Origin of the sequence: Streptococcus sinensis, assembly GCF_000767835.1 — a bacterium.
GTDB classification, from domain to species: domain Bacteria; phylum Bacillota; class Bacilli; order Lactobacillales; family Streptococcaceae; genus Streptococcus; species Streptococcus sinensis.
Genome location: NZ_JPEN01000103.1, coordinates 1 through 25,115, shown reverse-complemented (window position 1 = coordinate 25,115; position 25,115 = coordinate 1). Strand labels below are relative to the sequence as shown.

23 protein-coding genes are annotated in these 25,115 nt (G+C 38.1%); 2 read left to right on the top strand and 21 right to left on the bottom strand.

From position 1 onward, the window contains the following. The first annotated feature begins 36 nt into the window (after positions 1 to 36). Complete coding sequence (locus SSIN_RS08670; RefSeq protein WP_037617990.1) at positions 37 to 1,017, top strand: Gfo/Idh/MocA family protein; 981 nt, start codon at positions 37 to 39, stop codon at positions 1,015 to 1,017. Next, entirely contained in the window at positions 1,010 to 2,098 is a 1,089-nt protein-coding gene (locus SSIN_RS08665) for a DEAD/DEAH box helicase (RefSeq protein WP_342341883.1), read from the top strand. Before SSIN_RS08670 ends, SSIN_RS08665 begins: the two co-directional genes overlap by 8 nt. 82 nt (positions 2,099 to 2,180) lie before the next feature. On the opposite strand, the gene SSIN_RS08660 is transcribed toward SSIN_RS08665, so the two are convergent. The 21 genes from SSIN_RS08660 to SSIN_RS08560 all read right to left on the bottom strand — a co-directional run bounded on the left by SSIN_RS08660 (position 2,181) and on the right by SSIN_RS08560 (position 25,043). Further along, positions 2,181 to 3,578: a polysaccharide deacetylase family protein gene (locus SSIN_RS08660; protein ID WP_037617985.1), complete on the bottom strand. Its 1,398-nt coding sequence runs from the start codon at positions 3,576 to 3,578 to the stop codon at positions 2,181 to 2,183. A 90-nt stretch (positions 3,579 to 3,668) separates the two neighbouring features. Beyond that, positions 3,669 to 4,055, bottom strand: coding sequence for a lactoylglutathione lyase (gloA, locus tag SSIN_RS08655; protein ID WP_037617983.1), 387 nt, complete (start codon positions 4,053 to 4,055; stop codon positions 3,669 to 3,671). Between the two features lie 76 nt (positions 4,056 to 4,131). Further along, a complete protein-coding gene (locus SSIN_RS08650; protein ID WP_037617981.1) occupies positions 4,132 to 5,490 on the bottom strand; it encodes a sensor histidine kinase in 1,359 nt (452 codons plus the stop codon). Continuing rightward, on the bottom strand, positions 5,480 to 6,154 hold the full coding sequence (locus tag SSIN_RS08645) for a response regulator transcription factor (RefSeq protein ID WP_037617978.1): 675 nt from the start codon (positions 6,152 to 6,154) through the stop codon (positions 5,480 to 5,482). Before SSIN_RS08645 ends, SSIN_RS08650 begins: the two co-directional genes overlap by 11 nt. Positions 6,155 to 6,273: 119 nt before the next feature. After that, on the bottom strand, positions 6,274 to 6,714 hold the full coding sequence (locus tag SSIN_RS08640) for a hypothetical protein (RefSeq protein ID WP_037617976.1): 441 nt from the start codon (positions 6,712 to 6,714) through the stop codon (positions 6,274 to 6,276). 356 nt (positions 6,715 to 7,070) lie between these two features. After that, positions 7,071 to 8,840 (bottom strand): RAMP superfamily CRISPR-associated protein, encoded by a 1,770-nt coding sequence (locus tag SSIN_RS08635; protein WP_037617974.1) that lies wholly within the window; start codon positions 8,838 to 8,840, stop codon positions 7,071 to 7,073. After that, positions 8,833 to 9,378 (bottom strand): type III-D CRISPR-associated protein Csx19, encoded by a 546-nt coding sequence (gene csx19, locus SSIN_RS08630; RefSeq protein WP_037617973.1) that lies wholly within the window; start codon positions 9,376 to 9,378, stop codon positions 8,833 to 8,835. The genes SSIN_RS08635 and csx19 overlap by 8 nt, the downstream gene beginning before the upstream one ends. Then, a complete protein-coding gene (locus SSIN_RS08625; RefSeq protein ID WP_037617971.1) occupies positions 9,365 to 10,729 on the bottom strand; it encodes an RAMP superfamily CRISPR-associated protein in 1,365 nt (454 codons plus the stop codon). Before SSIN_RS08625 ends, csx19 begins: the two co-directional genes overlap by 14 nt. Before the next feature lies 1 nt (position 10,730). Further along, a complete protein-coding gene (locus SSIN_RS08620; protein ID WP_037617969.1) occupies positions 10,731 to 12,785 on the bottom strand; it encodes an RAMP superfamily CRISPR-associated protein in 2,055 nt (684 codons plus the stop codon). Beyond that, a complete protein-coding gene (locus tag SSIN_RS08615; RefSeq protein ID WP_037617966.1) occupies positions 12,760 to 14,367 on the bottom strand; it encodes a Cas10/Cmr2 second palm domain-containing protein in 1,608 nt (535 codons plus the stop codon). Before SSIN_RS08615 ends, SSIN_RS08620 begins: the two co-directional genes overlap by 26 nt. A gap of 1 nt (position 14,368) precedes the next feature. Next, positions 14,369 to 15,562: an FRG domain-containing protein gene (locus SSIN_RS08610; RefSeq protein ID WP_037617965.1), complete on the bottom strand. Its 1,194-nt coding sequence runs from the start codon at positions 15,560 to 15,562 to the stop codon at positions 14,369 to 14,371. A 12-nt stretch (positions 15,563 to 15,574) separates the two neighbouring features. Next, positions 15,575 to 17,107: a TM1812 family CRISPR-associated protein gene (locus SSIN_RS08605; protein WP_037617963.1), complete on the bottom strand. Its 1,533-nt coding sequence runs from the start codon at positions 17,105 to 17,107 to the stop codon at positions 15,575 to 15,577. Next, positions 17,104 to 17,253, bottom strand: coding sequence for a CRISPR-associated endoribonuclease Cas6 (locus SSIN_RS11165; RefSeq protein ID WP_425314568.1), 150 nt, complete (start codon positions 17,251 to 17,253; stop codon positions 17,104 to 17,106). Before SSIN_RS11165 ends, SSIN_RS08605 begins: the two co-directional genes overlap by 4 nt. 586 nt (positions 17,254 to 17,839) lie before the next feature. After that, a complete protein-coding gene (locus tag SSIN_RS08600) occupies positions 17,840 to 20,383 on the bottom strand; it encodes a M1 family metallopeptidase (protein WP_037617961.1) in 2,544 nt (847 codons plus the stop codon). A 244-nt stretch (positions 20,384 to 20,627) separates the two neighbouring features. Further along, complete coding sequence (locus SSIN_RS08595; protein WP_037617959.1) at positions 20,628 to 20,954, bottom strand: hypothetical protein; 327 nt, start codon at positions 20,952 to 20,954, stop codon at positions 20,628 to 20,630. Positions 20,955 to 20,962: 8 nt separating this feature from the next. Then, on the bottom strand, positions 20,963 to 21,259 hold the full coding sequence (locus SSIN_RS08590) for a hypothetical protein (RefSeq protein WP_037617957.1): 297 nt from the start codon (positions 21,257 to 21,259) through the stop codon (positions 20,963 to 20,965). Between the two features lie 10 nt (positions 21,260 to 21,269). After that, the gene (locus SSIN_RS08585; RefSeq protein ID WP_037617955.1) at positions 21,270 to 22,610 is read right to left on the bottom strand and encodes a hypothetical protein; all 1,341 of its coding nucleotides are present in this window, start codon (positions 22,608 to 22,610) and stop codon (positions 21,270 to 21,272) included. Next, positions 22,601 to 23,230, bottom strand: coding sequence for a hypothetical protein (locus SSIN_RS08580; protein WP_037617954.1), 630 nt, complete (start codon positions 23,228 to 23,230; stop codon positions 22,601 to 22,603). The genes SSIN_RS08585 and SSIN_RS08580 overlap by 10 nt, the downstream gene beginning before the upstream one ends. Positions 23,231 to 23,497: 267 nt before the next feature. Then, positions 23,498 to 24,127, bottom strand: coding sequence for a hypothetical protein (locus SSIN_RS08570; RefSeq protein ID WP_037617949.1), 630 nt, complete (start codon positions 24,125 to 24,127; stop codon positions 23,498 to 23,500). Positions 24,128 to 24,321: 194 nt separating this feature from the next. Then, positions 24,322 to 24,489 carry a hypothetical protein gene (locus SSIN_RS08565; protein WP_156956310.1) on the bottom strand — a complete coding sequence of 56 codons (168 nt, stop codon included), beginning with the start codon at positions 24,487 to 24,489 and terminating at the stop codon, positions 24,322 to 24,324. Then, a complete protein-coding gene (locus SSIN_RS08560; RefSeq protein WP_037617946.1) occupies positions 24,480 to 25,043 on the bottom strand; it encodes a hypothetical protein in 564 nt (187 codons plus the stop codon). Before SSIN_RS08560 ends, SSIN_RS08565 begins: the two co-directional genes overlap by 10 nt. Positions 25,044 to 25,115: the final 72 nt, after the last annotated feature.

The window sequence follows — 25,115 nt, the reverse complement described above, 5'->3', positions numbered from 1 at the left end:
AGAAAAATTAGGAAAATCATTATAAAAGGAGAAAGCATGTTAAGACTCGGTATCATTGGCACGGGATTTATTTCCCATGAGTTTATCAAAGCAGCCCGACTGAGTAGTGAGTATGAGTTAGCAGCTGTCTATTCACGGACACTTAGTGCAGCGGAGCGTTTTGCAGAAGCCTATGAAAATGTCGCCCTCTACACCGATATGGTTGAATTCCTATCAGCTGACTTAGATGTGGTCTACGTCGCTAGTCCCAATAGCCTCCACTTCAACCATGCCAAGGTAGCCATTTTGGCTCGAAAACATGTCATTGTTGAAAAGCCGGCTGTATCAAGACCTGAAGAATGGCAAGAATTGGTCAAGCTGGCAGCTGAACATCAGGTTTATATCTTTGAAGCAGCCAGAAACTACCATGAAGCAGCTTTTACAGTCATCCGCGACTTCCTCAAGGATAAGAAAATCTGGGGAGCCAACTTCACCTATGCCAAATACTCCTCCAAAATGGGAGCCTTGTTGAGTGGACAAGAACCTAATGTTTTTTCAGCTAAATTCTCAGGCGGTGCTCTGATGGACCTGGGGGTCTATACGATTTATGCTGCTGTCCGGCTTTTTGACGCTCCACAAAGCGTCTGCTACACAGCTCAGCAACTGCCAAATAGTGTTGATCTCAACGGTTCAGGCAGTCTGATTTATCCTGATTTTCAGGTCCGCATTCAGGCTGGAAAAAATATCAACAGCCAGCTGCCGGCTGAAATCTACACAAACCAAGGCACCCTGACCTTAGACGGTATCGAATATATCCGCTCTGCTATTTTCCAAAAGCTCAATGGAGAGACGGAAAGTCTAGCTATCCGCCAAGCAGACCACCAAATGCTGGAAGAGGCTCAGGCTTTTGCTCAGGTGCTTAAAGGTGGCCAAGAAGAGCTTTACAGTGACTATTTGCAGGCTGCTGCTACTGTTCATGAGTGCATGTTTGCCATGAGAAAAGATGCTGGCATTAGATTTGAGGTTGACCATGATTAAAGAAACATTTCCAACAGTCTGGCAGGAACAGCTAAATCAGCTCTGTTTTGCTGAACTGACTGCCATCCAAGAAAAAATATTCCAGCCCATTTCTCAGGGTCAGACGGTGCTAGGCATCAGTCCGACCGGTACGGGCAAGACATTGGCCTATCTCTTTCCTAGCTTATTGAAATTGAAGCCTAAAAAAGCGCAGCAGCTTTTGATTTTAGCTCCAAATACAGAGCTTGCGGGACAGATTTTTGATGTTTGTAAATCTTGGGCGGAGCCCTTGGGCTTGAGCAGCCAACTCTTCCTCTCTGGTAATAGCCAGAAAAGGCAAATCGAACGTCTTAAGAAAGGTCCGGAAATCCTCATTGGTACACCGGGGCGGATTTTTGAGCTCATCAAGCTAAAGAAAATCAAGATGATGAATGTCGACACTATTATCCTAGACGAATTTGACCAGCTTCTCAGTGATTCCCAGTATGCATTTGTTGATAAGATTCTGCATTATGCACCGCGTGACCACCAGCTGATTTACATGAGTGCTACGGCTAAGTTCGACCAAGATAAGATCGCCGAAAATACCTTGCGCATCAGCATTGACGACCAGACTTTGGACAATATCCAGCACTTCTATATGCAGGTGGAAAAACGTGACAAGGTCGAACTCTTGCGCAAGCTATCCAATGTCGAGGAATTTCGTGGATTAGTCTTTTTCAATAGTCTGTCAGATTTGGGCGCCGCCGAAGAAAAGCTTCAATACCGAGGAGCTAGTGCAGTCTCCCTGGCCAGCGATGTCAATGTAAAATTCCGCAAGGTTATTCTTGAAAAATTTAAAAATTACGATATCACGCTCTTGCTGGCGACGGACTTGGTTGCCCGTGGCATTGATATTGATTCTCTAGAATGCGTGGTCAATTACGAAGTGCCGCGCGATTTGGAAACCTACACCCACCGTTCTGGCCGAACAGGTCGCATGGGCAAGGAAGGCTATGTCATCACCTTCATCAGCCACCCGGAAGAACTAAAAACTCTCAAAAAATACGCCTCTGTTCGAGAAATTATCCTGAAAAAACAAGAACTGTATGTGCAGCCTTGAGTGAGAATTACAGTAATCGATATTATTATCTGATGATAGCAAAGCAAAAAGCATTGGAAATCTTGAATTTCCAATGCTTTTCTTAATTTCTGCTATAGTAAATCTGATGTGGTTGAAGCTGATTTTCCAGCAGTTCATCAACTGTCACTAGTGTATAACCATTATTCTTTAGATACTCAAGAACACTTGGTAGAGCATCAATGGTCGTCTGATGAATATCGTGCATGAGGATAATGGAACCTGGCTGGGTTTTGGCCACTTCCTGCATGATAGCGCTGGTATTACGATTTTTCCAATCCAGACTGTCCACATTCCACATGATAAAGGACTGATCTACTGCGTTTTGCAATGCTGCATTAACCGCTCCATAAGGCGGCCGTGTAATCAAAGGCCGAATGCCTGCGGCTTGATAAATAGCCTCCTGCGTGTCTGTGATTTCCTTTTTGGCTTGGTCCAGAGGCAGCTTGGTCAGGACTGGATGGCTCCAAGTATGAATGCCAAGTTGATGACCTTCCTCATGAACACGTTTGACCAACTCTGGATTGGCTGCAACATTTTGTCCCACCATAAAGAAGGTCGCTTTAGCATTGTATCTTTTCAGAATTTCCAAGGCCTGAGGGGTGGTCTTACTGTCTGGGCCATCGTCAAAGGTCAGAGCCACCATTTTCTCATGCCGTTTGATTTCGTATTGATGATAAGCCTCCAAATCATCGCCCTGCAGATATTCAGAATGGATTTGGTCGTAGAAATTTGAGAGAGGCACCATCAAGCTCGTCACCCCGTGAATTTCTTTGGGCAAACGAATAGAGAATAAGCCAGCCTCATAATGAAAGTTCCACTGACTCATATCCATTTCTCGGAGGGCATTCAAAGCTGCCGTTTGATCTGTTTCATTAACCTGCCGAAAGGTCAACTGACTAGTCAGCTCATTTATAAAGATTTCCTTTGTGGCTTCTGGATTTTGAAACAGCTTGTCCAAGGTCACTACTGCTCCCTCTTGATTTATATAAGTTGAAGCAATTTCTCTTACATCCTCAGACTTGATGGTTCTCTTTATGATATCGTAATCTTTCCTTTGAATAACAATTTCCTTTGTATTTGCCAGACTGGATGACCTTTCTTCTGTGTAGTAAAAGGTCAAGGCAGTCATATTTCCAGCCTCTTTCTTGTCATCTGTAATGCTCTGACTATCTTGTAACATTTGCTCTTTAGCGCTTTGAAAAGGCTGGCCATTCATAAGAGGATAAAAAGCTGCCACATAATGGCTGCCTATCATTCCAGCCTGCTTCTCAGCATTGCCAGCATGCTCTTTTTCTTCCTTTGCAATCACTTCTGCGACCTTTTTCTGAAAATCCCTTTCTTGAAAAATCGCATGGATTCGCACAGCACCTAAAATCAGGAGCCCTAAGAAAAACACATTCAGGAGACTGAGAAAAAATCTCCTTTTTTGAGTATGCTTCCTTTTATCTTGTCTTTTCATCTATTTTCCCCTAAGCTGTCTATCACAAAGTGATTCTGATGTTAAAAAACTTGTATTTTACAAGTGCTAAAATACAAGTTTAACCTATTTTTAAAGACTTTTCTCTCGAATCACTTCAACCTTGTAGCCGTCAGGGTCTTTGACAAAGTAGTAATTTGGCGGATTACCCGGCAGGCCTTTCGGCTCAGTCACTTCATAACCCTTGGCAGCATGCTCAGCATGCAATCCTTCCAAATCAGGCGTACTAAGTGCGATATGAGCAAAGCCATCACCAATCACATAAGGCCCGTGATCGTAATTATAGGTCAGCTCCAGCTCATAGTCATCGCCTTCCAAACCTAGATAAACAATGGTAAAAGCGTATTCTGGAAAATCCTTACGACGCAGTTCCTTGAAACCGAATGCCTCTTCATAAAAGGCAATAGAAGCCGCCAAATTCTCTACCCGTAAACAAGTGTGTAGCATTTTTGCTGTCATAATCTTCACCTCTTTATTTTCTTCCCTCTATTATACCGCAGAATCTGTCAAAATTGTAAATTAAATGAAAATTTTTTCAGCCTTTGCTGATTCGCTTTCTGATATCCGACTTTAGAGGCACTTTGATTTCAAAGATGGTGCCGCGTGGTTTATTGTCTTTGACTGTGATAGTTCCTTTCAGGGCATCCACGATTTGTTTCGCTAGAGATAGTCCCAGTCCAAAGCCGCCTTTCTGACGGGTTCGAGCCTTGTCCACCCGATAAAAGCGATCAAAAACTTTTTTCTTATCATCACCAGCAATTCCTGGACCATTATCAGAGATCCGCAAAATCAGACTTCGGTCACTGGCCAAAGCCATAAAATGAATCTCTCCATCTTCTTCAGTGTACTTGATGGCATTATCAAAAAGGATGGTCATGAGCTGCTTGAGCAAGACTTTATCCGTCGTGATTGATTTTGACACTAGATTTTCAAATCGAAAGACCTTATCACTTTCCTCCGCGATAATAGCATAGTTAGAAAAAGCTGTCGTGAAGAAGTCTGGCGTGACTTCACCGTATTCTGGCTTTATGCCGTCATCTCGCCTTGCTAGATTGAGTAAGTTGGTCGTGAGTAGACGCATATTTCGCACTTCCTCTAAACTGGATGCGATACTCTCACTAGACTCCATAATTGTAGCCTCAGGCTTACGGAAGAGAGATTCCAGTCGATTTTGCAGCACAGCTAGAGGCGTCCGCAATTCGTGGCTAGCATTTTCAACAAAGGACTTCTGCTTTTGCATGCTGTCCAAGAGAGGCTTGACGCTCATCCGTGCTAGGTAAATACTAGCAATCAAAGAAATGCCCCAAAAACTAATCATGACAATCGCAATCAGCTTCTCATGCTTTTCACTGGTCTGCTCCAGCTGGCTGATACTAGTCATGACCACTGCATATTTGACATGTTCAATTTCATCATCTGGGTCAATATCAAACAGATAGGCCCGGTAACTTTCGACCTGCCCATAACTATTGGTCAGCTGAATTTGTTTGATTTGATTAAGGAAACGCTTGTTAAATTTGACCGAATCAAAGTTCAAAAAACCATTCTGCGCCGTCAAATTGTGGTAATCATCATCCAAAAGAATAGCAAAAGTGTTGGCACTGACATTTGCCCTGCCCGGTTCCTCAATCTTGATATCAGGAGCTTGGTCATGTTCTAGGTTCTTCGGATCTTGCTCTTGCTGGCCTGTTGTCCGATAAGCCAAACTCGCAACAGAAGCCGGACTTTGACTTAAACTTTTTAGATTATCATCAACGGTCGTATAAAGACTGGAGCGCATGACTTGGATAATAATCAAAGTCATAGCTGAGAAAATCAGGGTGAATACACCAAAATAGCGAATGAAATAAGAAAAATCATCCGCATAAAAGGTTTGTTTGAGTTTATTCAGCATTCTTTAAAATGTAACCGACGCTGCGAAGGGTTTGTAGATTATTCGCAAAAGTCGTTCCTTTCAATTTTTTCCGAATCTTGGATACATAGACTTCCACCACAGAAATCGTCGTATCGCTGTCAAAGCCCCATAAACGGTCAAATATTTGAGTCTTAGGCAAAATGACATTTTGATTCTGAAGGAAGTAGACCAACAGATCAAACTCTTTGCCCAGCAGCTCTACTTCTTTTCCGTCTACCAAGGTCGAATTGGTCGAAAGATTGACCGCTACATCGCCATAGGACAGGGTGTTTTCATTAAACTTGCCAGACCGTTTGAGCAAGGCCTGAATCCGCATTTTAAGCTCTTCCAGGTAAAATGGCTTGGTCAGGTAATCATCTGCACCAAGTTCAAAACCATGGCCTTTATCATCGATACTTTCCTTGGCAGTCATGATGAGGACAGGAGTGGTAACCCCTTTTTCACGCAATTCTTTGAGTACCTGGAAGCCATCTTTTTCAGGAAGCATCAAGTCCAGCAAAATCAGGTCATACACGCCACTTTCTGCCTCGTATAAGCCTTCTTCACCGTCAAAGACCTGCATAACATCTGCAAAATCATCTAAAAAATCAAATACTGAGTTTGACAGACCAAGGTCATCCTCTACTAATAAAATCTTAATCATCCTGTTCCTCCCTTTTTAGAAAAAGCTTATGTCGTTTCGTTTAATAGAGACATGACAAGCACTTCTCATCTTATCTTAACCTATCTTTTTCTATTATATCATGACTTATTGAAAATACTTTAAGAATTTGTTGTTTTCGAATTATTTTCTATTGTCTCACTGCTTTTGTCATCTTTTGTTGTACCGTCAGCATTTGATGGCTTCTTTTTTGATTTATTTTCTTGCTGCGAGTCACCCTGCTGACCGTTTCCTTGAGGGTGCTGACCTCCAGGACCGCCTTGTCCATCTTGACCGTTTTGTCCACCCATCTGAGGCGGCATGCCATTTTCATTTCCCTGTCCCTGACCTTGAGGAGGTTGTCCACCTTGACCTGGCATCTTGCCCTCTTGATTGTTTTGCTGTGGCATAGTAGCCTGCACCAAGCTTTGCTGCGGACTTCTTTGAGTCAAAGCAGCAATCCCATAGCCACCGACCGCTCCGACAGCTAAGGATGCACTAGCTACTACGGTCATCCACCACTTAGTACTCTTCTCAACCACAATCATTTTTTCCATATCCATTTAAAAGTTTTCCTCTTTCTAAATTTCATATTTTCATGGATTTTAACATGATGAAGTAATATAAATCTTGAGCACACAAGCTTATATCCTTTCACATGCTAGGATTATTATAGGGAGGCTTGCTTAAACGGGACTGAATTTTTTCTTAAAGAAGGCTGAAATTATGGAGTGATAAATACACTAGAAAGAGCTCCAGCTAAATAGTAGGTTTCGCTAGAAGGGAAAATAATAGGAATAAACGCTAGCGCATTAGCAAGAGAACGAAAAAGACGATTGCTGATGCAATTCGTCTTTTTTTATTCAAACAAGAACCAGTCATGGATAGCTCACGACTACCTAAGATCAGTTTATTGTAGCTAGTTATCTCGACTAACGACCCCCGTTTCAGGATATGGAGCCAAAACTTCTCGAATATAGACTTTTCCTAAGTTCTTACCTTTATTGTTAGAGAACCATTCGTAAATTGGTCCGTTTTCCTCAAGTCTTGGATAGTCAACGGTTTCACTAATCACTTTCATATAGCTAGAAAGATGCTCCATGATATCCTTCTGTTTGTCGGAGTAGCTTATTCTTTCATAATCCGACTTAATATCGCGAGTGTTTCTTTTTAATTTATGATTCTCATCTAAGCTATAAGTGATTTCGTCCACCCTTTCAACAATTATCTTAACCTTCCCCATACCGAATGGCTTACCACGCCCAATCCTATGGAAGCAATCAGGTTCAAGCTTCAGGCACCAGAGTAAGAGCTTCAGCTCTTCTTTGGTCATATCCTCAAAAAAAATGTCAAATTCACACTTACCTTGGGTCAAACAGCGGACCTTATTTCGCATTTTGTAATTGTTTTTATTATCTTTATCCTTGGCATGTATATCCCGGCCGAGCCAATAAACCTTACGTCCCGCTAAGCGAGGAGTATATAACTGCCGTACCTCAGTTGCATCAGAAGCTTCCACTTCAATATAGTATTCATAATTCCAAACAAGGACATCTTTATCTTTAGGGGATTGTAAATAAAATTCAGTCGTAGTATAGCGAGGTTCCCCAAGTATCGGTAAAACCAAAGGGGCTTCAAATTCCGCTTCCCTGATAGGCTCGCTATCACAAAAACGCAAACGTGAAGCCAGAGCATGTCCTTCTCCATCTTGCCCTATCTTACCAAACAGACAGCAGGCTGGACACCACTGATCGCCAGCTCCATCACAAGGCTGGTGTCCAGAATGATTGTCTCGGAGTATATTGGAAAAAGTATGATAAAAAACTTCACTCGTGATACAGGCAGGGGACATATAGAGAGCATTATCAACTTGAGCATAGTATACAGGTAATAATGGGCACTCATTGATATTTTCGTATGCTGCCTTATATTCCACATGTGCTGGTTCATTTGTCTTTCCGTATTCTTCCAACACCTTTTCAAACATTAGAATATCATTCGTTTGTACAAAAAAGGATGGGAATGAATTCTCTTTTTGTATATCTTCTATTTGCTGAGTGCCGGCTCTGTATAGATTTATTATCTTACCATTTTGTTTAAACTCCTGATAATTCTTTTTAAAATAGAAAAAAGATTCTGACTCCGTTCGTGGAGAATCCTCTTCAAATACCACATAGCCAGTAGCATAGGAGGCTTCAGGACGACAACAAGCTTTTAGATTCTTATATTTCTTTCTTTCTATTATTTTTTGAGAGATTTCAGCTCTATCACAAGGCATTACGATATTCGTTTTTCTATTCCATAAGCCTGGTTGCTTAGAAATGATTACCTGCATTTTTTCATCAATAACTGATAGACACGAATTAGTTAATTGTTCGTAGACATTGCGAATCATGCCTCGGATTTCGCTCCCTGGAATCCGGGGGTCTTCTGGAACATTTGAAGGAAATTTACTTTCTTGGCTCAAGTCTTGGTAAGAAAAGAAATCTTGCCCTTTTAAAGTATCCTTGTCGAATTTTTCTTCAAAAGTCTTACTGGTATTAGGGATAAAAGTCGGAGACTCTATGCTTAGTTTACAGTGAATCCTTCCTGATAGGGAGCCTTTTCGAAGATTGGTTCGATTAGGAGCTTCATCTTTGATAGGCAAGAAAGTATAGGGATTGATAAATTTATATGTATTGTCAGCCATCATTTTCTCCTTTAACTTCTGATAGGTAAGGAGTTGCTTCTTTTTTACTCAAAGCAACAAAACGCCAGTCGACTGACTGTAAGTCTCCATCAGCGGTCTTGAAATAATTCCGTACAGTGATAAAGGCAGTCTCTCCTTTGTCAACAGAAATAGGCAGAGTAACTTCAATGCCACGGTCTTCTTTTAAAGTGGTACTACCATTTTCGCTACTGTTTTTCTCTGGATCTCCCCAAATTTTATGTTCTTCATCGAAAATAAGAATATCATCCCCCGTCTCATCTTGTCTGATACGACCTTGATAAGCATGTTCACCAGCTTCCACTCGGATAAGATAGAGTTCTTGTTTCTTATTAAAAGCACGCAACTCTAGAAGATAGGCTCCCGTTCTACTCGTTTCGATCTTGTTCCCCGAAGAGCATTCCTTTATTTCGACTCCATCACTCCAATAATAGACAGCATAAGTATAGCCTGATAGGGATAGGCTATCAAACTGGGTTAAAGGCGTTATCTTACTCTTTATCGTTTCAAACTTCGTCATCTTTCACCTCTCCTTTTCTAAAAATTCCCCCTCCGACTGCAGTTTGACCACCAACAGCTAGATATCCCTCCTGTAAATCCTCAAAACAGACATCAAGTAAGGATTTTACAAAATCATACTGTTTTTCTTCATCTTTCAACTCTCGCGATAGGCCGATCTCTAAACAGCAACTAGATCTATCCCCCTGAGTATATGCTAGTTTGTTATTAAATAACAAACCTTTTGAAGCTCCACCAGTAAAGCGATCTATAGCTGTTCGGGTTCTTAAGATTTCTGAAACGTTTCCCTTTTCAAAATGACTCTCTTTAAAAAAAATATGTGAAGCCTGATTATTAGAAGCCTGAGGCTCGTCATTCTTATCACTTTTTTCCTCATGAACATAGCCAAATAAATATTCTATAAGCGCTTTAGGCCAAGATTCTTTATTGATGTTACATTTAGGAAAAATCTTACCAATTACTTTTCTATCTAACTGATTTAAAATTCGCTCCATATGGTGTCGGAAGACTCCTGCCCAAGTAGTACCTGGAATCACTACTTCATCTTTACTATTTTTAAGTGGGACTGCATCAATAGTCCCATCCTCATACTCCTCATTGTGAGCGTAATCACGGATGAAAAGAAAACTATGCAACTGAAGTGGTATAGATTTAAAGGCATTATTTTGTGATTCTTGTGGTAGTTCTTTCAGAGATAGTTCTTCAGTAAATGTCGCCTTTGACCAGTCCCAATTGATGTAATCTTTTAATTTACCTAAATCTGTCAAATCAAAATATTTGCATTTTACTCCCGCTGTATCTAAATCTAGAGAGGGAAGGAGTTTAAAATAGCCATATCCTCGATTACTTTTTCCACCGATTCGAATCTCTCCATGATGAAAACCTGCAATCAATGCTCTTACAAGACTCTCTACTTCATTCCTTTTTTCCTTATCTACTTTAAATTCTAGTCGGAAGGAAAAGGCAGCTCCTGCTTCAACAATCTCAAAATCAAACTTACTTTCATCAACTACTACTTTATTTTCCAACTTTACAGAGTCACGAATACGAGTGGGCGGTTTCTCAGCTCCCTCTAATTGTCCATCGTAGACAATGACTTGACTCTGCCTATATTTCGTTGATTCATGTCCCTTCTTACCTTCACCAAAATAGTTCTTCACCTTATCTTTAAAGTTATCATCTTTTTCCAAGTAGGCTCTACAAACTCCTGCTAAAGCCGTACCAGGTATAAATGGTTCTTTTTTATGATTCCTAAGCAAATCCATATCAGAATAAGTATCATCACCATTACCAATCATAAAAGGAGTTTCAGCTTTCAAGATTCCCTTAAACAAATAGATACTATCGCCCATATTAGTTCTCCCTCCCCTTATTATTTTTATACCAGAACTTGATAGCTGTTAGAATATATTGCAAATAGTGTAGAGAAGCTCTGACCCTTTTGTCTGTGTCAACAATGTCATCCATTTTAAACTCTTTAAACCTTTTAAGAATTGCCTCACAAATCTTCTGTTCGTTGTTATTTTTATCATTGCTGTTTTTAAAAACAGAGCCTAAAACTTCAAGTGTAGCTTCACCACCCTCTCTATTTAAGTTTTGATAGACGGCATTGAGTCGCATGAGTGACGAACTACTCGTTTTTTTCAAAAGAGAGGACTGTGTTTCTATTATCTCATAGGCTGACTTTTCTAGCTCTCTAAGGAGATGATTGTAGTCAATCTGCTCTTTTAAGTCTTTACCAGCTAAAGTGAGTTCAAATCCAACTTCACCTTCTACATTTTTTTCTTGGTTTTCAGACTTTTTAAATCCTATAATGAACAACTCAGGATTAATTTTTTGTATACGGTACTGTCCGTAGCCTTCTGCTTGAAGCAAACCCATAAAGCCTTCAGAACGCTTGGGCTCAATCTTTGATTCAACACATATTTGTGTTCCCATTGAAAAGGCACTAAACCGACGGCGTGGCATCTTCCATTTACCATTATAGCCTCCTGTCGTTGTTGTGCCTGTATAGATGTCACCAATGATTGGTTCCTCATCTATATTAAACAATTTTTCAACGGATCTTTTTAGAACATCTAGCGAGACAGAATTTAAGCCATATTCATCACAGAGAATGGTATCTGATAAGAGATTGACAATATAAACGTGTGTTTCTTCGCCTGATGGGCTAGCATCCTTACTAGTGTTAGAACTCAAGTCGCCTTCTACATTTCTGTTAGGTACAAGCGTCAAAACACATTTTCCAAACTGAATATTAGCTGAGCCTCCCAGACGGATTTCCCCATTGTATTTGGTAAGAATCTCTTTCAGTTGGTCCAACATACTCTGATCGGCAACAATAAAGCCTGCAAAGGATTGTCCAGCCTTTAATAAAGGAAGGGTAAAGAGGTCATTTTCTCCTTTCGTTGTAACATGATAACTGATACTCTTTTGAACATCATAAGGATCGTAGGAACATTCAGTATAATCAAAATAAGCATAGCCTGTTCTTTTAACGTATTGCTCTCCTTCACATCTTTTAAAACCATCTGCTTGAGAATAAATTTCCTCTTTATTCTTCACACTGATATAACTTAAAGGCATTGGGTAAAAAACCGTATTATCTAGGCAAGGATAGGCATTGCTAAATTTTACTTGGGTTAGTAATTCTTGTATTTTATTTTGACCAATCCTACCTGCAAACCAGCCTTGTAAAGCCGTACCTGTAATATAATCCTTCTCTGAAACTACATCTGTTTTCAAAGTAATTTTATAACGACAAATAGCTGGCTTTCCCTGACTATTTTTTGAACCATTCGTTTTTTGATTCAAACTATTTTCCTGCTTCCCCTTTAAGCTACATACGACTTCCCCGTAGCCTCTTGTACGATTGAGCCCGATGTGACGAAGAAGTTTTGCACAGTCTTGCAAAAATTTTAGTCCTTCCTCACAAGAATCATCAGCCAAATACAACTCCGCTTCAAATATTGTGCCACTTGGTACGGCTCCAATTGTTCGTAAAGATTTGGGTTTAGCAACACCATTTTTCATTTGAGTAGCGTGTCTAGCTACTGTATAATACTCAGCAACCGCGGACGGATTATATAAGGACGGCTGACTCTTAAAAAGCTTATCTAAGTCCTCTTTTAGATTTCTCACATTTTTAATCTCTGCGTTATTGACGATAAGAGCACCAGCCTGTTCTCCTTTTCCAAACAATATTTCAACAAAATTCTTATTTTCAGGAACACAAGCTATCAGAAATTCTGCTTGTTCTCGCAGCAACCCCTTCAGACGTTTAGCTGGAATGTAGGGCAATCCATAATCATTATAAGCAGAAACTGTATCAAATTGGACACCATCACCTGTACCTGTACCACAGCACATGTCAGATTTTAACTCAATCGTCAGTTGTAAGATTTTCATCTATTTGCCCCCCTTTTAAATAATCCCAAACATCTAATATATCAAAATATGTCGCTTTATTTCCCATCCAAGGTTGCAACTCACACTTTTTCCTAGCCTTAATCATTTGTATTACATAATCAATTTCCATCTCACTCGTTGCGTAGGCGTGTTGCAAAGCTTTAAGCTTATTATTAGCAATTCCGAGATTGACTAATTCCGTATGGGTATCTATGAAATTTGAATAAGTATACTCTTTTGGGATAGTATTATTATTTTCTTTTATATACAAATATGGTCTTCTTAATAAGCATTTGGGCTCTTGATTATTTTTGTCCAAATAGTAATTAGAGGAACGGAAATTTTTTATGTCTGTAGTCATACCACTTTTGATAATTTGAAAATCCATGCTCGAATGAGTAACATCTATATTATTTTTTCTAAACTGATATTCTAATCCTCGTTTTTTAGCATTTTTACATAGTTGCTCTGCTATGTCATAAGCCGTACTGAAAGGGAACTTATCGTGAACAAAGGCAATGCCTATCCCAACAGAAATATGGAAATCTTTGAGATGAGAATAGTTTCCACCTTCTTTTTCCTTTTCTAATGTTTTCACAAATAAATCACAAAATTGTAAGGCCTTATTTGATTTGATAATAACAGTAATATCGTCTCCATCTGAGATGATTTCTCGATATGGTATACTCTTAGTCAATTCTTGAGCTTCCCTGTAAGCTTTTTCAGTTCCAATTTCTTTTTTGAATATCTCATTAACCGTGTTATCTAAAGTATCTCTGTATATTTTGCTAATTTCTTTAGAGAGCTCACGCATTGCTTTCAGTTGTTCAAATAATGTCTCTTCTTCTTCTTGATTTTTATTTGCAAAATCAATTATCTGTTTTCCCATTGTGTTTCCATCAATGTGGATCACAGCAACAAAACTTTTTTCCTCCTCGTCTCGAAACTGCTCAAAATTATCCGCATAATATTGGCTAATTTCCTCGCTGCTTTTTTCATCTCTCGTTGAATAAAATATTTCATTTTTTTTAAATCGACCATAACTAGCATACTTGCAATGACTATCTTTCAATGTTGGGACTAATACTATCGGCTCTTTAGTTTCATTATCCTGAGCACCAAATGCAAAACCGCGAGCAGTCTGAATTGGAGCTGTGTTTTGTTTGTAGGTTGTTAGAGCTTGCATTAATGGTTTTTGAATTTTTTCTACAAAGCTTCCCTTTTGATCTAAATAGTCTATTTCAATTTTGGCATGGCAAAGACGGATACCTCCACCAGAAAGTTCAAAAACTTCTTTTTGTAATTCAATCGTTACCCAATTGTAAGCCTCTTCATTCTTATAAAGCACAAAAGCATTACCGCCACCAATATAGATGACGTTGCCAAGACGATTCTCAAGAATCTCTTTTGAAAATCTTTCATCTTTCCAGTTATCTTCTTTATATCCTAACTTTTCAGGTAGTAGTTCAAATAGTATCTTGTGTACAATTTTCGATCCACCTACCATTTCACGTAACTTATTCGTTGAGAATATGAAGTTCTGAATACCACTAATATCATAAATCGCAATACACTGTGCCATATTACTCTCCTTTTGTTTTGTTTAAAGGATTATCTACTACTTCAAGATAATCTGTACAAATAAAATTTTCTAATTCGGGATAAACAAAACTCTGATCAATCCCCATGTAGCGTAATTGCTCTAAAAATTCCTGACGAGATACTTCGGAATCTCTATCATCTTCATTTTCCAAATCTATTATCCAAACGGTATCTATGTATTCCTCTGGTACATTATTATTGTTTGATTTGTCTAGAGCATTTAATAGCAAAAATCCCCCATTTTGATTTTTAATGCGATCATTCGAAAAATGAGGTCGAATAATGTAGTCATTATCTAAATCTTCAAATTTTATCTTTTGATCAAATCCGGGATTATAATACTTGGTTTTATTAGCTAGATTTTTCATAACATCATAATTCTCAATAACAGAATTTAGGACATCTATGAGGATTAAATCCCACGCTTCTTTATTTAATGTTTTAGCATTAAAGGCCGCTTGCATATTTTTATAATTATTAATATAAGGAATTGGATCTATATTATTTCTTTTGCTGTTTATAAAGTTCATCAAATTCGTATAAGTGCTTGGTTTGATTGATGAATTACCCTCTACAAATTTTTGAAGCTCTTTCTTCATAGCTTCATAGTTATTTTTTAAATTTTTAATTTCATCCTGTTCTGCTGTAGATAATCTTGATAATGCAGCTATAACAGCAACGGTATTGTCAAAAACACTTTTTTGAGCATCCCAGCCTTTATTCTGTCTTTTTCCCAGCTTAGATTCAGATTTATTATTCTCTTCATTAATCTTTTCTGTGTCAATAACATAGATATAGTGTTTCTTTATGCTGGAGTCCCCAGACAAAGCAAAAAATAAAGCGATATAGGGATTAAAACTAATATCTAAGAGTCTTGTTGGCAAACCATAGTGTTGCATGAGGAGTAAAATTTCTAGATTACTTTTACATTCTTTAAAAATATTTGGATAGCGACTTATAACAGCATCAATTAGATCACTTTCCCGATAAATTTGTTTATCTCCGCAACTATCTTTCATCTGACGAAAAATCTTGGGGGTGAGCTTCCATTTTTCAAAGCCAGGATATTTTCCTTCTCCACGAAAAACATATCGATGACGATAGGTATCCGCTTCTAGCATTTGAACTTTTTCGACAAAATCTCTGAAGTTTGTAATTCTAATTTCATTTGGCATTTCTTAATCCTCTCAATCATCTCTAGAAGTAAAATTTAGTGCTTCAAAAAATTTTGTAGATCTCTTATTATTTGAAAACAGTCTTGCTAGACGCTTTTTAATATCAGCTACAATTTTATCTTGTAGTTTCTTGCCAGAGTCATCGTTGCTTAGTAGCTTCTCGATCTCTTTTTGAAACTTAATTAAATAACTCTCTTGCTGTGTTATTTTTTTCTGTAAATTGTCTATATCTCCAGATATGTTGAAATTACAATGAGAAAAGGTATTGCGGATTTCTGTTCTAACATTTGCTTCAGCTTTTTTTATCGGTTTATAAGTTTTGGAATCCATAGTTCCTATGACAGTATTCTTAAAATAGTTTCTAAACTCATATTTAAATAAATCATCTTCTTTGATATCATTATTTACTAACCACATCAATAGTGTTACTAAAGCTTCTTGTGTTGTCACAGCTGCTTGGCCAATACGTCCTTGTCTAGCGTACCATTTCCCTAATTCAAATTGAAAGTAGGCAAGGCGTTTCATTTTTTCATCTTTTGGTATAAACAAAGATTTTTTAAAATGCTCTCCTAAATCTTTCGCAATTTCATTCATTATAAATTTTACTGCTGGATCCCCGATTCCTTGTAAAAGATTAGTATCTTCCGCTAAGCGTGTAATTGATTGGTGCAAATGGTAAAGATCATTACGATTTGTTCCATACTCAAACTGATTGAAGATTTCTCTTAGGTTGTCGTAGTATGGATCATTAGCCCTTCTATCTAATAGTTCTAGAAGAGTTTTGACACTTGCATAGGAACGAAATTCATTAGCTGCATTGATCCATGCCATTAGATTATCTACGCTATTAAGATTGACGATCGGTGTCTTACCTGGGTATGTTTTATCCTCAAACATACCATAAAACACTTCAAACTCCGCCTTCCAATTCAAGACCTTAGATACATAGTTTGACAACATATAGGTAAAGACAGGAAAGGAACGAAATCCATTTGTAATATCACAAATAATTTTATTTTTTTGCTTATTATCGAAAAGATTTGCTGCCTCCTTAACTAACTTAGTTTTAATATTTTCAAATATTTGGTTTAACTCTTGATTAGTTGAACCAAGAGTTATTATAAGAGGATGAAATGTGACTGAGTTACCTCTTAAAATTGTGAAATAGTCAGTTGCTGGTTCAATAGCTTTTTTTAGTAAATCTTCCTTTAGACTGATTTTATTGGTATTGGAGAACTCATTTCGAAAACCCTGATAATCCTTCATTGAAAAAGATCTATTTTTTATAGCAAAATGTCTATATACCTCTTCCCAAGAAGATGTATCAGTTCCAACCAACAAAACCTTACTGACATTGATTTCAGTCCGCTTAGTGAGATAGTATTCATAAGTAAATTTTGATGTCACTTCGTTTTCTGAGATAGGATCATAATAATTCGTTTCAGTGTAACCGAACTTATTTTTTTCAATAGACTCTGCATCATTAATTTGATCTTCTGTGGGTCTAATGGCACCTAAAAAAGCAACTAAAATTCCTTCTGTCATTTCATTTCCTCCATTCTAAATATTCCAAAATCTCGAGAATTCTTTTCACCAAGACTGATATTATAAAGCAAGTGCATAGGTTCAGGACTGGCAAACAGGTGAAGATTTCTCATAGAAGCTTTGATAGAAGTTTTCTTATTACAAATAGTTTATTCTTTTTATTCTTAGGAAATAGTGATATATAACTTGCATAAAGCTTATAACCTCAATTGTTGTCTAATCTTGTTTTGACTGATGTTACAGGAGCCACCCCACCTTCTATAAACTCAGCTGACATGTAAAGCTTTCTTCATAAAAGAGAATACCATATAGGAAACTCTTCCTAAGAATATATCTCAATCGCTCATTGGGATTAGAAACGTAAAAATATAAGTTTCAAAAAATTATAATCTAACTTGAACTATTGATACTAAAATATCCCAATAAACAACTGAAGATGAAACATAAAACTTCCTAATACCTGCTATCTAACGATATGCTTCTTTAACTACATTTCTAAAATTTAGTCTTACTAATATTAAAGTAGGAATAGGGACTTGGCACTCCATGTAACATCTATTCTAAAACTCCTTCCGATATTATTATACAAATAAATTAAATGATTTTTAGTTATATTATAGCATAAAGTGTTAGCGTTTCCAATTTGTATACGTTATGAAAAATAAGAAAAAAGACGAACATATACTACTCAAAATGAGCATACATTCGTCTTTCATAACTCTATATAATTATTTATAAACCTTCCTGAATTGCTTTCTCAACCGCTGCTTTTTCACGGGCAATCAAGTTAACACGCGCCGCGATTTCCTTGATTCCCATGCTGATGTTACGGCTGATAGCCATATCGTCCAACTGTGGCTCAAAGAAGGCCTTGTATTCTGCTAGCGTTTCTGCTGTCTTGAAAGCATTAGCTGGATAAATGACGAATTTATCAAAGCTCATGTCACCACCCAAAGCCGCCTTAATCCAATCCCAATTCTCACGCGCCCAAGTCCAAGCAGTAGCTTGAGTAAATTGGTGATTCAAGAGAGGGAAATACCAACTCATAGCCAAATCTTGTGGTTTTACGATATCCTTGTTTTTCAAAGATTCCAAAATACGAGCAAGTGTTTCTGCATCCTTAGTGTAAGCCAAAGCAGATGCCAATTGGTGTTTGAAGCTACCGTCAACCGTTGAAACATAATCATTCAAGTATTGGTCAGCCAATTCCTTGCTCTCACAATGCTTGATTTGGTTGATGAGAATGTGCAAGCGAATAGCCGCAGGTAATTTCTCCAAGTCCTCTTGATGGGCGGCAAAAATGCGGCTTGCTTCTTGACTTGCTGCTTGGTCATCAGCTGCAATCAGATTTCCAATGACAATCTGACGGACCAACTCATCCTCATCACTTTCGCCTTCTTTTGCTTCAAAGCCTAGACGATCAAAGTTGAATTTGCTAAGTTTAACAACCAATTCATGATAGGCTTTCTCACACTCGCTTCCTTCGTCCACAAAGAGCTTGAGGCCGTTCAGAACAGCTTTAACTCCTGAAACAACTAAATAAGAGGTTTCTTCTGTCAGTTTTTCAATAACTGGAACCAAATCAGCAAATGAAATGCTGCCTGCTTCAGCCAAGAGACGGCGCTCTTGCACCACTTGAAGCTTGCTCGTGCTATCCAAGTCTGTAATGGTCTCTAAAATCTGCTCAAGCAAGACACCTTGATAGTCCGTGATATAGTGGGCCGTATTTTCCGTATTGAAGCGCAGGGCACCTTGGTTTTGAGCAGCCAAGGCAGAATAATTTGGAATTTCCAGCGTTTCTGTTTCCAGTGTATCTGGCAAACCTTTCCAGTTGCTATTTAAAGGCAAGACCCAAGTGCGTTTCTTATCTTCGTGCTCTCCGATAAAGAATTGTTTTTGAGAGAGTTTGAGCGTATCGTTTTCTACTGTAGCTGTCAAGACAGGATAGCCTGGCTGCTCCAGCCAAGAATCCATAAAGGCTGCTACATCACGACCAGAAGCAGCTCCCAAGGCATTCCAAAGGTCACGACCGATAGTATTTCCATACTGATGCTTAGCAAAGTAAGCATTCAAGCCTTTGGCAAAGGCCTCATCTCCCAACCAACGACGAAGCATGTGCATAAGGCGGCTTCCCTTAGCATAAACGATAGCCGGATCAAACAAAGTATTGATTTCGTCAGGGTGCTTCACCTCTACATGGACAGACTGGACTCCGTCTGTCGCATCCCGCTTAAGTGCCAAAGGAACACCTGTTGTTTGAAAATTCTCAAAGATATTCCAGCTTGGTTCAATCGCATTGACACAGACGTATTCCATCATGTTGGCAAAGCTTTCATTGAGCCAAAGGTCATCCCACCACTTCATAGTAACCAAGTTACCAAACCATTGGTGAGCCAACTCATGAGCGATAACAAGTGCCACATCTTGACGGCTGGATACCGTAGAATTTTCATCTACCAAAAGGTAAATTTCGCGATAGGTCACCAGACCCCAGTTTTCCATAGCACCAGATGAAAAGTCCGGCAGAGCGACGTGCAGTGACTGAGGAATCGGATATTTGACACCGTAATATTCTTCGTAAAATTCAATTGAGCGAACAGCAATGTCCAAAGCAAACTCTAGATTGCTCTCTGGGTGGGCTTTGGTTGCATAAACACCTACTAAAGTACCGTTTTTAGTTTTAGCAGTAATGCCTTGCATATCGCCTGCAGCAAAGGCCAAGAGATAGGAAGACATGCGAGGGGTTCTTTCAAACTTCCAAATGCCTGTCGCTTTACGGTTTTCAACGTCGATTTCAGGCATATTAGACAAAGCAAGTTCGCCCTCTGCTTGGTCAAATTTCAAAGCCAAATCAAAAGTTGCCTTAGCCTCTGGCTCATCCACACTCGGAAAGGCTTCGCGGGCAAAATGGCTCTCAAACTGCGTAGAAATAATCTCTTTTTTCACTCCATCCACAGTATAGTAAGATGGGTAAATCCCTGTCATATTATCTGTAATCTTACCTGTATAGGTCAAGGTTACTTCCACAGGGCCTGCTGATGCCAATTCAATATAAAGAGCTTCATTATTATTATCAAGAGTGAAGGGACGAGCTTGTCCAGCCACTTCTACGGCCTCAATCGTCAAATCCTTTTGGTGTAAGGAAATTTTCTCAGCTTTGGCTTCACCGGTAATGGTAACTTTCCCTGAGAAAGTCTTATCCGCACGATTTAAATCCAAAAAGAGATCATAGCGCTCTGGAACAAAAGTATCAATAAAATGTGCAACTGCTTGCATGTTTTTCTCCTCATCTAATTGAAGGGGCTGGTATTAAACCAACCTCCATTCAAAATTCATCTGTTACTATTTTACCATAATTAGTGACTTTATACTCTCATCAACTGATTCAAAATTGATTTTTGATTTTAAACATAAAGCAATCCTTTTAAACTCACCTCGTCTTTCTTTTTCTCCTCCCAAAAACAAAAAAAAAGACAAGCTTAGCCTGCCTGATAGATTCGTCTCAAAGGAAAAGTGAAGTTCATCTTTGCTTTGTTTCTTTCTTCAGTGCGTCCAATTTTTTATTGTACAAGCGATTTTCTTCTTGACAGACTTCATTCAGTCGATCTTCGTAACGCCTCATTTTCCGCTCAAAATCTTCTCGATTTTCCTCGATTTGATTTAATATATAAGATGAATCAACAGGCGAACTGTGACGACAAAATGATAGAACCCAATTACTCATTTCCTCCGAAAAATTTCTAGCCTCCCGTTTCATATCGTGATAATCCCATTCCAATTCACTGGCTTTTCTTCGAAATGCTATATGTTCATCGTCTAATTGTGCCATCCGTTTTTTTGTATCCATAACCCCTTCTATAGAATTGGACTCATCAAATGAGGTGTTGAGATTTCAGTTAAAACATTCTTGACCGAATCGGCTGCTAAACCGGAAAAAGCACCTTCCAAATCGGCAGGAACTTGAACTGATGAGAATGATTTCATCGTCTCAGCCTGATTGGTAAGCCATTCTTGCAATAGACGACTTTCTTCAAGGAGAGTGGCTCTTTTGGCTGAGATTAATCCTCGAATAGCCAGACGTTCCTGTATCCTCAGATACTCTTTTTTGATACGCTCTGCTTCTGCTCGATCTTCTATAATTGGTTCAATCATACACTTCCTCCTATAATTCCCCAAAAATCTGGCTACCTTCTTGGTCAATTTCTACGATTCTATCAGCTGCCTTGTTTAATTTTCCTGCTATACTTGTCATTTTCGTCTGATATGAGTTGGCCGAGGAAAGAGTTGCTGCTTCTATTCCAGTATTCCAAGCTAGTTCAAAGCTCAGCTCGGATAGTAAATCCTCTATCTCTCCACCAGAAAGGTTATGAGCCAGCGTATACGCTGCCGATCGTAGTTCTGATATGTGCTGAGAGACACTTTCCTTGGCATTTGCAAGTCTATCTTTGATCGCCTGCTCATATTCCTCAGCTTGTAGCTGAGCAGTTTGCGCGCTTGTACGAACTAATTCCTCTCTCAAGCTAATCATTTGACTGCCTGAACTCGTTTTCAAAGAAGCGTGCAGTTCACCAATGCGTTGTCTATTTAAAGTGAGTAATTCTTGCTTAGAAGGCTCAGGAGCAAAAGAACCATATTTTTCTAAATATTCTTTGATATAAGACTCTGGATCTGTACTATCAAACCATGTCTCTAGCTTAGACAAGTCAAATTTTTCAGCAGCCTTAGCTTTTCTTTTAGCAATCTCCCTCACTTGTTTTTCAGTCATGCCAGAACAGAAAAGACTATTTTTTATATACCATTTAATATCTAGACTATTACCTTTAATCTTTGGTAAGCCAGCATTATGATGTTTTCCCTCTACAGTAAATACTTTTCCATACGGAATGATCCCTCCATGACCATCCCAACTTGTTAAATCTTTCCCTTGATCACTGTATGAATGTAAGTGTTTATTAAGATATGCTAATTCTTCATCACTAATACCTCTATAATCGGCTGTATTTTTTGTCAACGAATTCCACGCACCCCAGTCCATGAAATTTGTAATCTTCTGGACTTTCATCTCCGCAGCTACTTTAGCAACTGCTGGTCCCGCTTGACTAAATCCCGACATATTACTAATATCAACTGCTTGTCCTGTTCCAGCCATTTTTTTAGCCTTAGATAATGATTGGTTATAAAAATCCCGAACGTCCTTTGTCTGTTCTGTTAATTGATTTCTTGCCATTACTGCATTGAATCCAGATTCTAAAACATGATTATTAATATCTCCGTTAGGTGCCTGAGTTCCAGCTACCACGATGGTCGTTTGACTGAAGTCTGGTTGTCCTTGCTTATTAAGAGGCGCAACGGCAATGGCTTGGGTGGTTTCGTTGACTTCGTTGATTAATTGATATTTCTTTCCGCTTCTTTCAAGACGAAATTGTTCATTGACATTTTTTTCTTTTATTATTTTTAACACATCAACTTGTAATTCCTGTACCTGTTCATCATTTAATGCCATTCCCAATGATATCCTTTCTTGATTTCTGTATTATAAATAACCTCTGCTCTTGGACTGCCTTCTTCACTTTTAACCACGTCCTTCAGCTGTCCATCTTTAACAAGCGCTTCAATGTTTTCATCCATCTTGGGTTTAGATGATAATTTGACTTCCTCAGGGAGTTTTTTATTGCCTGCAATATCAATAAAATCATCTCCTACTCTTAGCTCAATTATTTCTTCATCAAATCCATTAAAATCCAATCTGACATCACCATAATCTCCATAACTAGCATAACCGAAATTTTGAACTGTTCGACCTAAATAGACTTTATTACCATGAGTATCATAAATGACAGGAACAACATTGGCATGAAACATATACTGCCCATCCCCACCTTGAACAAAAATTGGTGAAAACTCAATTTTACTAACTCCTGAATAGTGTTCTTTAATGTAAGTCGCTAGTTGTTCTTCCAACAAACGAAATCCGCGTTTGTAAAGTTTCACTCCTTTATCGTCTAAAACATCACTAACATTATACGGTGAGTTTTGATGTTCAATCCATTTTGTCATACAGTATCCCCCTCCTGAAACTAAGGTACTTAATACAGCTATAATTACAAGTTGTTTTTTCTTCATTAACTGTCACCTCTATATCTAAATGAAAACGAATCCATTTTCCCTGTTTATAGTATATAACAATATTTATATTCTTGACGATTTTTCCTGCCATATTATCCATAAACAGAAATTTCCCTGTTTAATCAAAGATTATTCCCATTCTGAGTAGCTCCCTCTTTTAATTTCTAAGTTGTAGTCTATTTCATCATTCGGACTTCCTACATCTGATTTCTTAACATCTTTTAGCCTTACTAAGTGCTATTTAATATAAACAATGTCATTCTATCAACGCCATTCCCACTCATTTCCTTTCCTAATTTCTGTATTATAGGCAACTTCTGCTTTTAGACTGCCTTTTTCACTTTTAACCACATCTTTTAGTTGTCCATCTTTAACAAGCGCTTCAATATTTTCATCCATTGAGGGGTTGATTGTTAATTTAGCTTTTGGAGGAAAACTTTTGTAATTCGTTATGTCAAGAAATTTACCATCTACATCAATTTCAATCACTTCCTCATCAAATCCATTAAAATCTAACCGTAGATCTCCTAAAAGACCGTAGCTTGCATATCCATGCTTGCCAACCTTCCGCCCTAAATAAGCCTTATTCCCATAATTGTCATAAATTACGGGAACGATATTAACATCGAACATAGTCTGTCCATCCCCACCTTGAACAAAAATTGGTGAAAACTCTATTTTACTAACTCCTGAATAGTGTTCTTTGATGTAAGTCGCCAGTTGTTCTTCCAACAAACGAAATCCTCGTTTGTAAAGTTTCACTCCTTTATCGTCTAAAACGTCACTAACATTATATGGCGAATTTTGATGTTCAATCCATTTTGTCATACAATATACTCCTCCCGAAATTAAAACTATAAGAACTGCGCCGATTACAAAAATTTTTTTCTTCATCAGTCTCCTCCTTTTATATTTCGTGAAAACTGTGTAACAGCAACTATATACCTGAATTATAACATAAATACCATTTTATTAACTTTCCATTTTGATTTCGGTGTTGCTTTTGTCTGTTCTATTAATTAAACTCTTGCTGTTGCTGCATTAAATCCAGACTCTATAACATGATTATTAATGGCTCCGCCAAAAACTTAAGTTCCAGCAAAAGCAATGGCTTGGGTTGTTTCGTTGACCTCATTGATTAACCTATACTTATGATTAGTTCTGGGGATTGTATAGTCTTTTCCAGCATCGCTTTCTTTTATTATATCAAGCACATTGACTTGTAGCTCTTGCATTTTTTCATCTGTCAACGCCATTCCAAATGGTCTCCTTTCCTAATTTCTGTATTATAGAGAATTTCCACTTTTTGACTACCTTTTTCACTTTTTACCACATCTTTTAGGTGACCAGCATTGACAAGCGCTTCAATATTTTCATCAATTTCTTTAACAGAATTAAGTTTTGCATTTTCAGGTAAACATTTACTATCAGATATATCAATAAATTCACTACCAACTCTTATTTCAATGATTTCTTCATCCAATACATCAAAATCGAGTCTAATACTACTAAAATCATCATAATGAGCAAATGTTTGATTTCTAATTTTTTTACCTAAATACGCCTTATCTCCATATTCATCATAAACTATCGGAACAATATTGGCATGAAACATATATCGTCCGTCACCTCCTCGAACTAGTATAGGTGAAAATTCTATTTTACTGACTCCTGAATAGTGCTCTTTAATGTAAGTTGCCAGTTGCTCTTCCAACAAACGAAATCCGCGTTTGTAAAGTTTTACTCCTTTATCGTCTAAAACGTCACTAACATTATACGGCGAGTTTTGATGTTCAGTCCATTTTGTCATACAGTATCCCCCTTATATTTATATTAGCGGGTAGCTTCCGCCAGTATAAACCCTTTCTTAATTATTTTATAG

What these genes read in the sequence shown, in the direction of transcription:
- SSIN_RS08670 (WP_037617990.1), top strand. Translation starts at nt 37, where the DNA reads ATGTTAAGACTCGGTATCATTGGCACGGGATTTATTTCCCATGAGTTT.
- SSIN_RS08665 (WP_342341883.1), top strand. Translation starts at nt 1,010, where the DNA reads ATGATTAAAGAAACATTTCCAACAGTCTGGCAGGAACAGCTAAATCAG.
- SSIN_RS08660 (WP_037617985.1), bottom strand. Translation starts at nt 3,578, where the DNA reads ATGAAAAGACAAGATAAAAGGAAGCATACTCAAAAAAGGAGATTTTTT.
- gloA (WP_037617983.1), bottom strand. Translation starts at nt 4,055, where the DNA reads ATGACAGCAAAAATGCTACACACTTGTTTACGGGTAGAGAATTTGGCG.
- SSIN_RS08650 (WP_037617981.1), bottom strand. Translation starts at nt 5,490, where the DNA reads ATGCTGAATAAACTCAAACAAACCTTTTATGCGGATGATTTTTCTTAT.
- SSIN_RS08645 (WP_037617978.1), bottom strand. Translation starts at nt 6,154, where the DNA reads ATGATTAAGATTTTATTAGTAGAGGATGACCTTGGTCTGTCAAACTCA.
- SSIN_RS08640 (WP_037617976.1), bottom strand. Translation starts at nt 6,714, where the DNA reads ATGGATATGGAAAAAATGATTGTGGTTGAGAAGAGTACTAAGTGGTGG.
- SSIN_RS08635 (WP_037617974.1), bottom strand. Translation starts at nt 8,840, where the DNA reads ATGGCTGACAATACATATAAATTTATCAATCCCTATACTTTCTTGCCT.
- csx19 (WP_037617973.1), bottom strand. Translation starts at nt 9,378, where the DNA reads ATGACGAAGTTTGAAACGATAAAGAGTAAGATAACGCCTTTAACCCAG.
- SSIN_RS08625 (WP_037617971.1), bottom strand. Translation starts at nt 10,729, where the DNA reads ATGGGCGATAGTATCTATTTGTTTAAGGGAATCTTGAAAGCTGAAACT.
- SSIN_RS08620 (WP_037617969.1), bottom strand. Translation starts at nt 12,785, where the DNA reads ATGAAAATCTTACAACTGACGATTGAGTTAAAATCTGACATGTGCTGT.
- SSIN_RS08615 (WP_037617966.1), bottom strand. Translation starts at nt 14,367, where the DNA reads ATGGCACAGTGTATTGCGATTTATGATATTAGTGGTATTCAGAACTTC.
- SSIN_RS08610 (WP_037617965.1), bottom strand. Translation starts at nt 15,562, where the DNA reads ATGCCAAATGAAATTAGAATTACAAACTTCAGAGATTTTGTCGAAAAA.
- SSIN_RS08605 (WP_037617963.1), bottom strand. Translation starts at nt 17,107, where the DNA reads ATGACAGAAGGAATTTTAGTTGCTTTTTTAGGTGCCATTAGACCCACA.
- SSIN_RS08600 (WP_037617961.1), bottom strand. Translation starts at nt 20,383, where the DNA reads ATGCAAGCAGTTGCACATTTTATTGATACTTTTGTTCCAGAGCGCTAT.
- SSIN_RS08595 (WP_037617959.1), bottom strand. Translation starts at nt 20,954, where the DNA reads ATGGATACAAAAAAACGGATGGCACAATTAGACGATGAACATATAGCA.
- SSIN_RS08590 (WP_037617957.1), bottom strand. Translation starts at nt 21,259, where the DNA reads ATGATTGAACCAATTATAGAAGATCGAGCAGAAGCAGAGCGTATCAAA.
- SSIN_RS08585 (WP_037617955.1), bottom strand. Translation starts at nt 22,610, where the DNA reads ATGGCATTAAATGATGAACAGGTACAGGAATTACAAGTTGATGTGTTA.
- SSIN_RS08580 (WP_037617954.1), bottom strand. Translation starts at nt 23,230, where the DNA reads ATGAAGAAAAAACAACTTGTAATTATAGCTGTATTAAGTACCTTAGTT.
- SSIN_RS08570 (WP_037617949.1), bottom strand. Translation starts at nt 24,127, where the DNA reads ATGAAGAAAAAAATTTTTGTAATCGGCGCAGTTCTTATAGTTTTAATT.
- SSIN_RS08565 (WP_156956310.1), bottom strand. Translation starts at nt 24,489, where the DNA reads ATGGCGTTGACAGATGAAAAAATGCAAGAGCTACAAGTCAATGTGCTT.
- SSIN_RS08560 (WP_037617946.1), bottom strand. Translation starts at nt 25,043, where the DNA reads ATGACAAAATGGACTGAACATCAAAACTCGCCGTATAATGTTAGTGAC.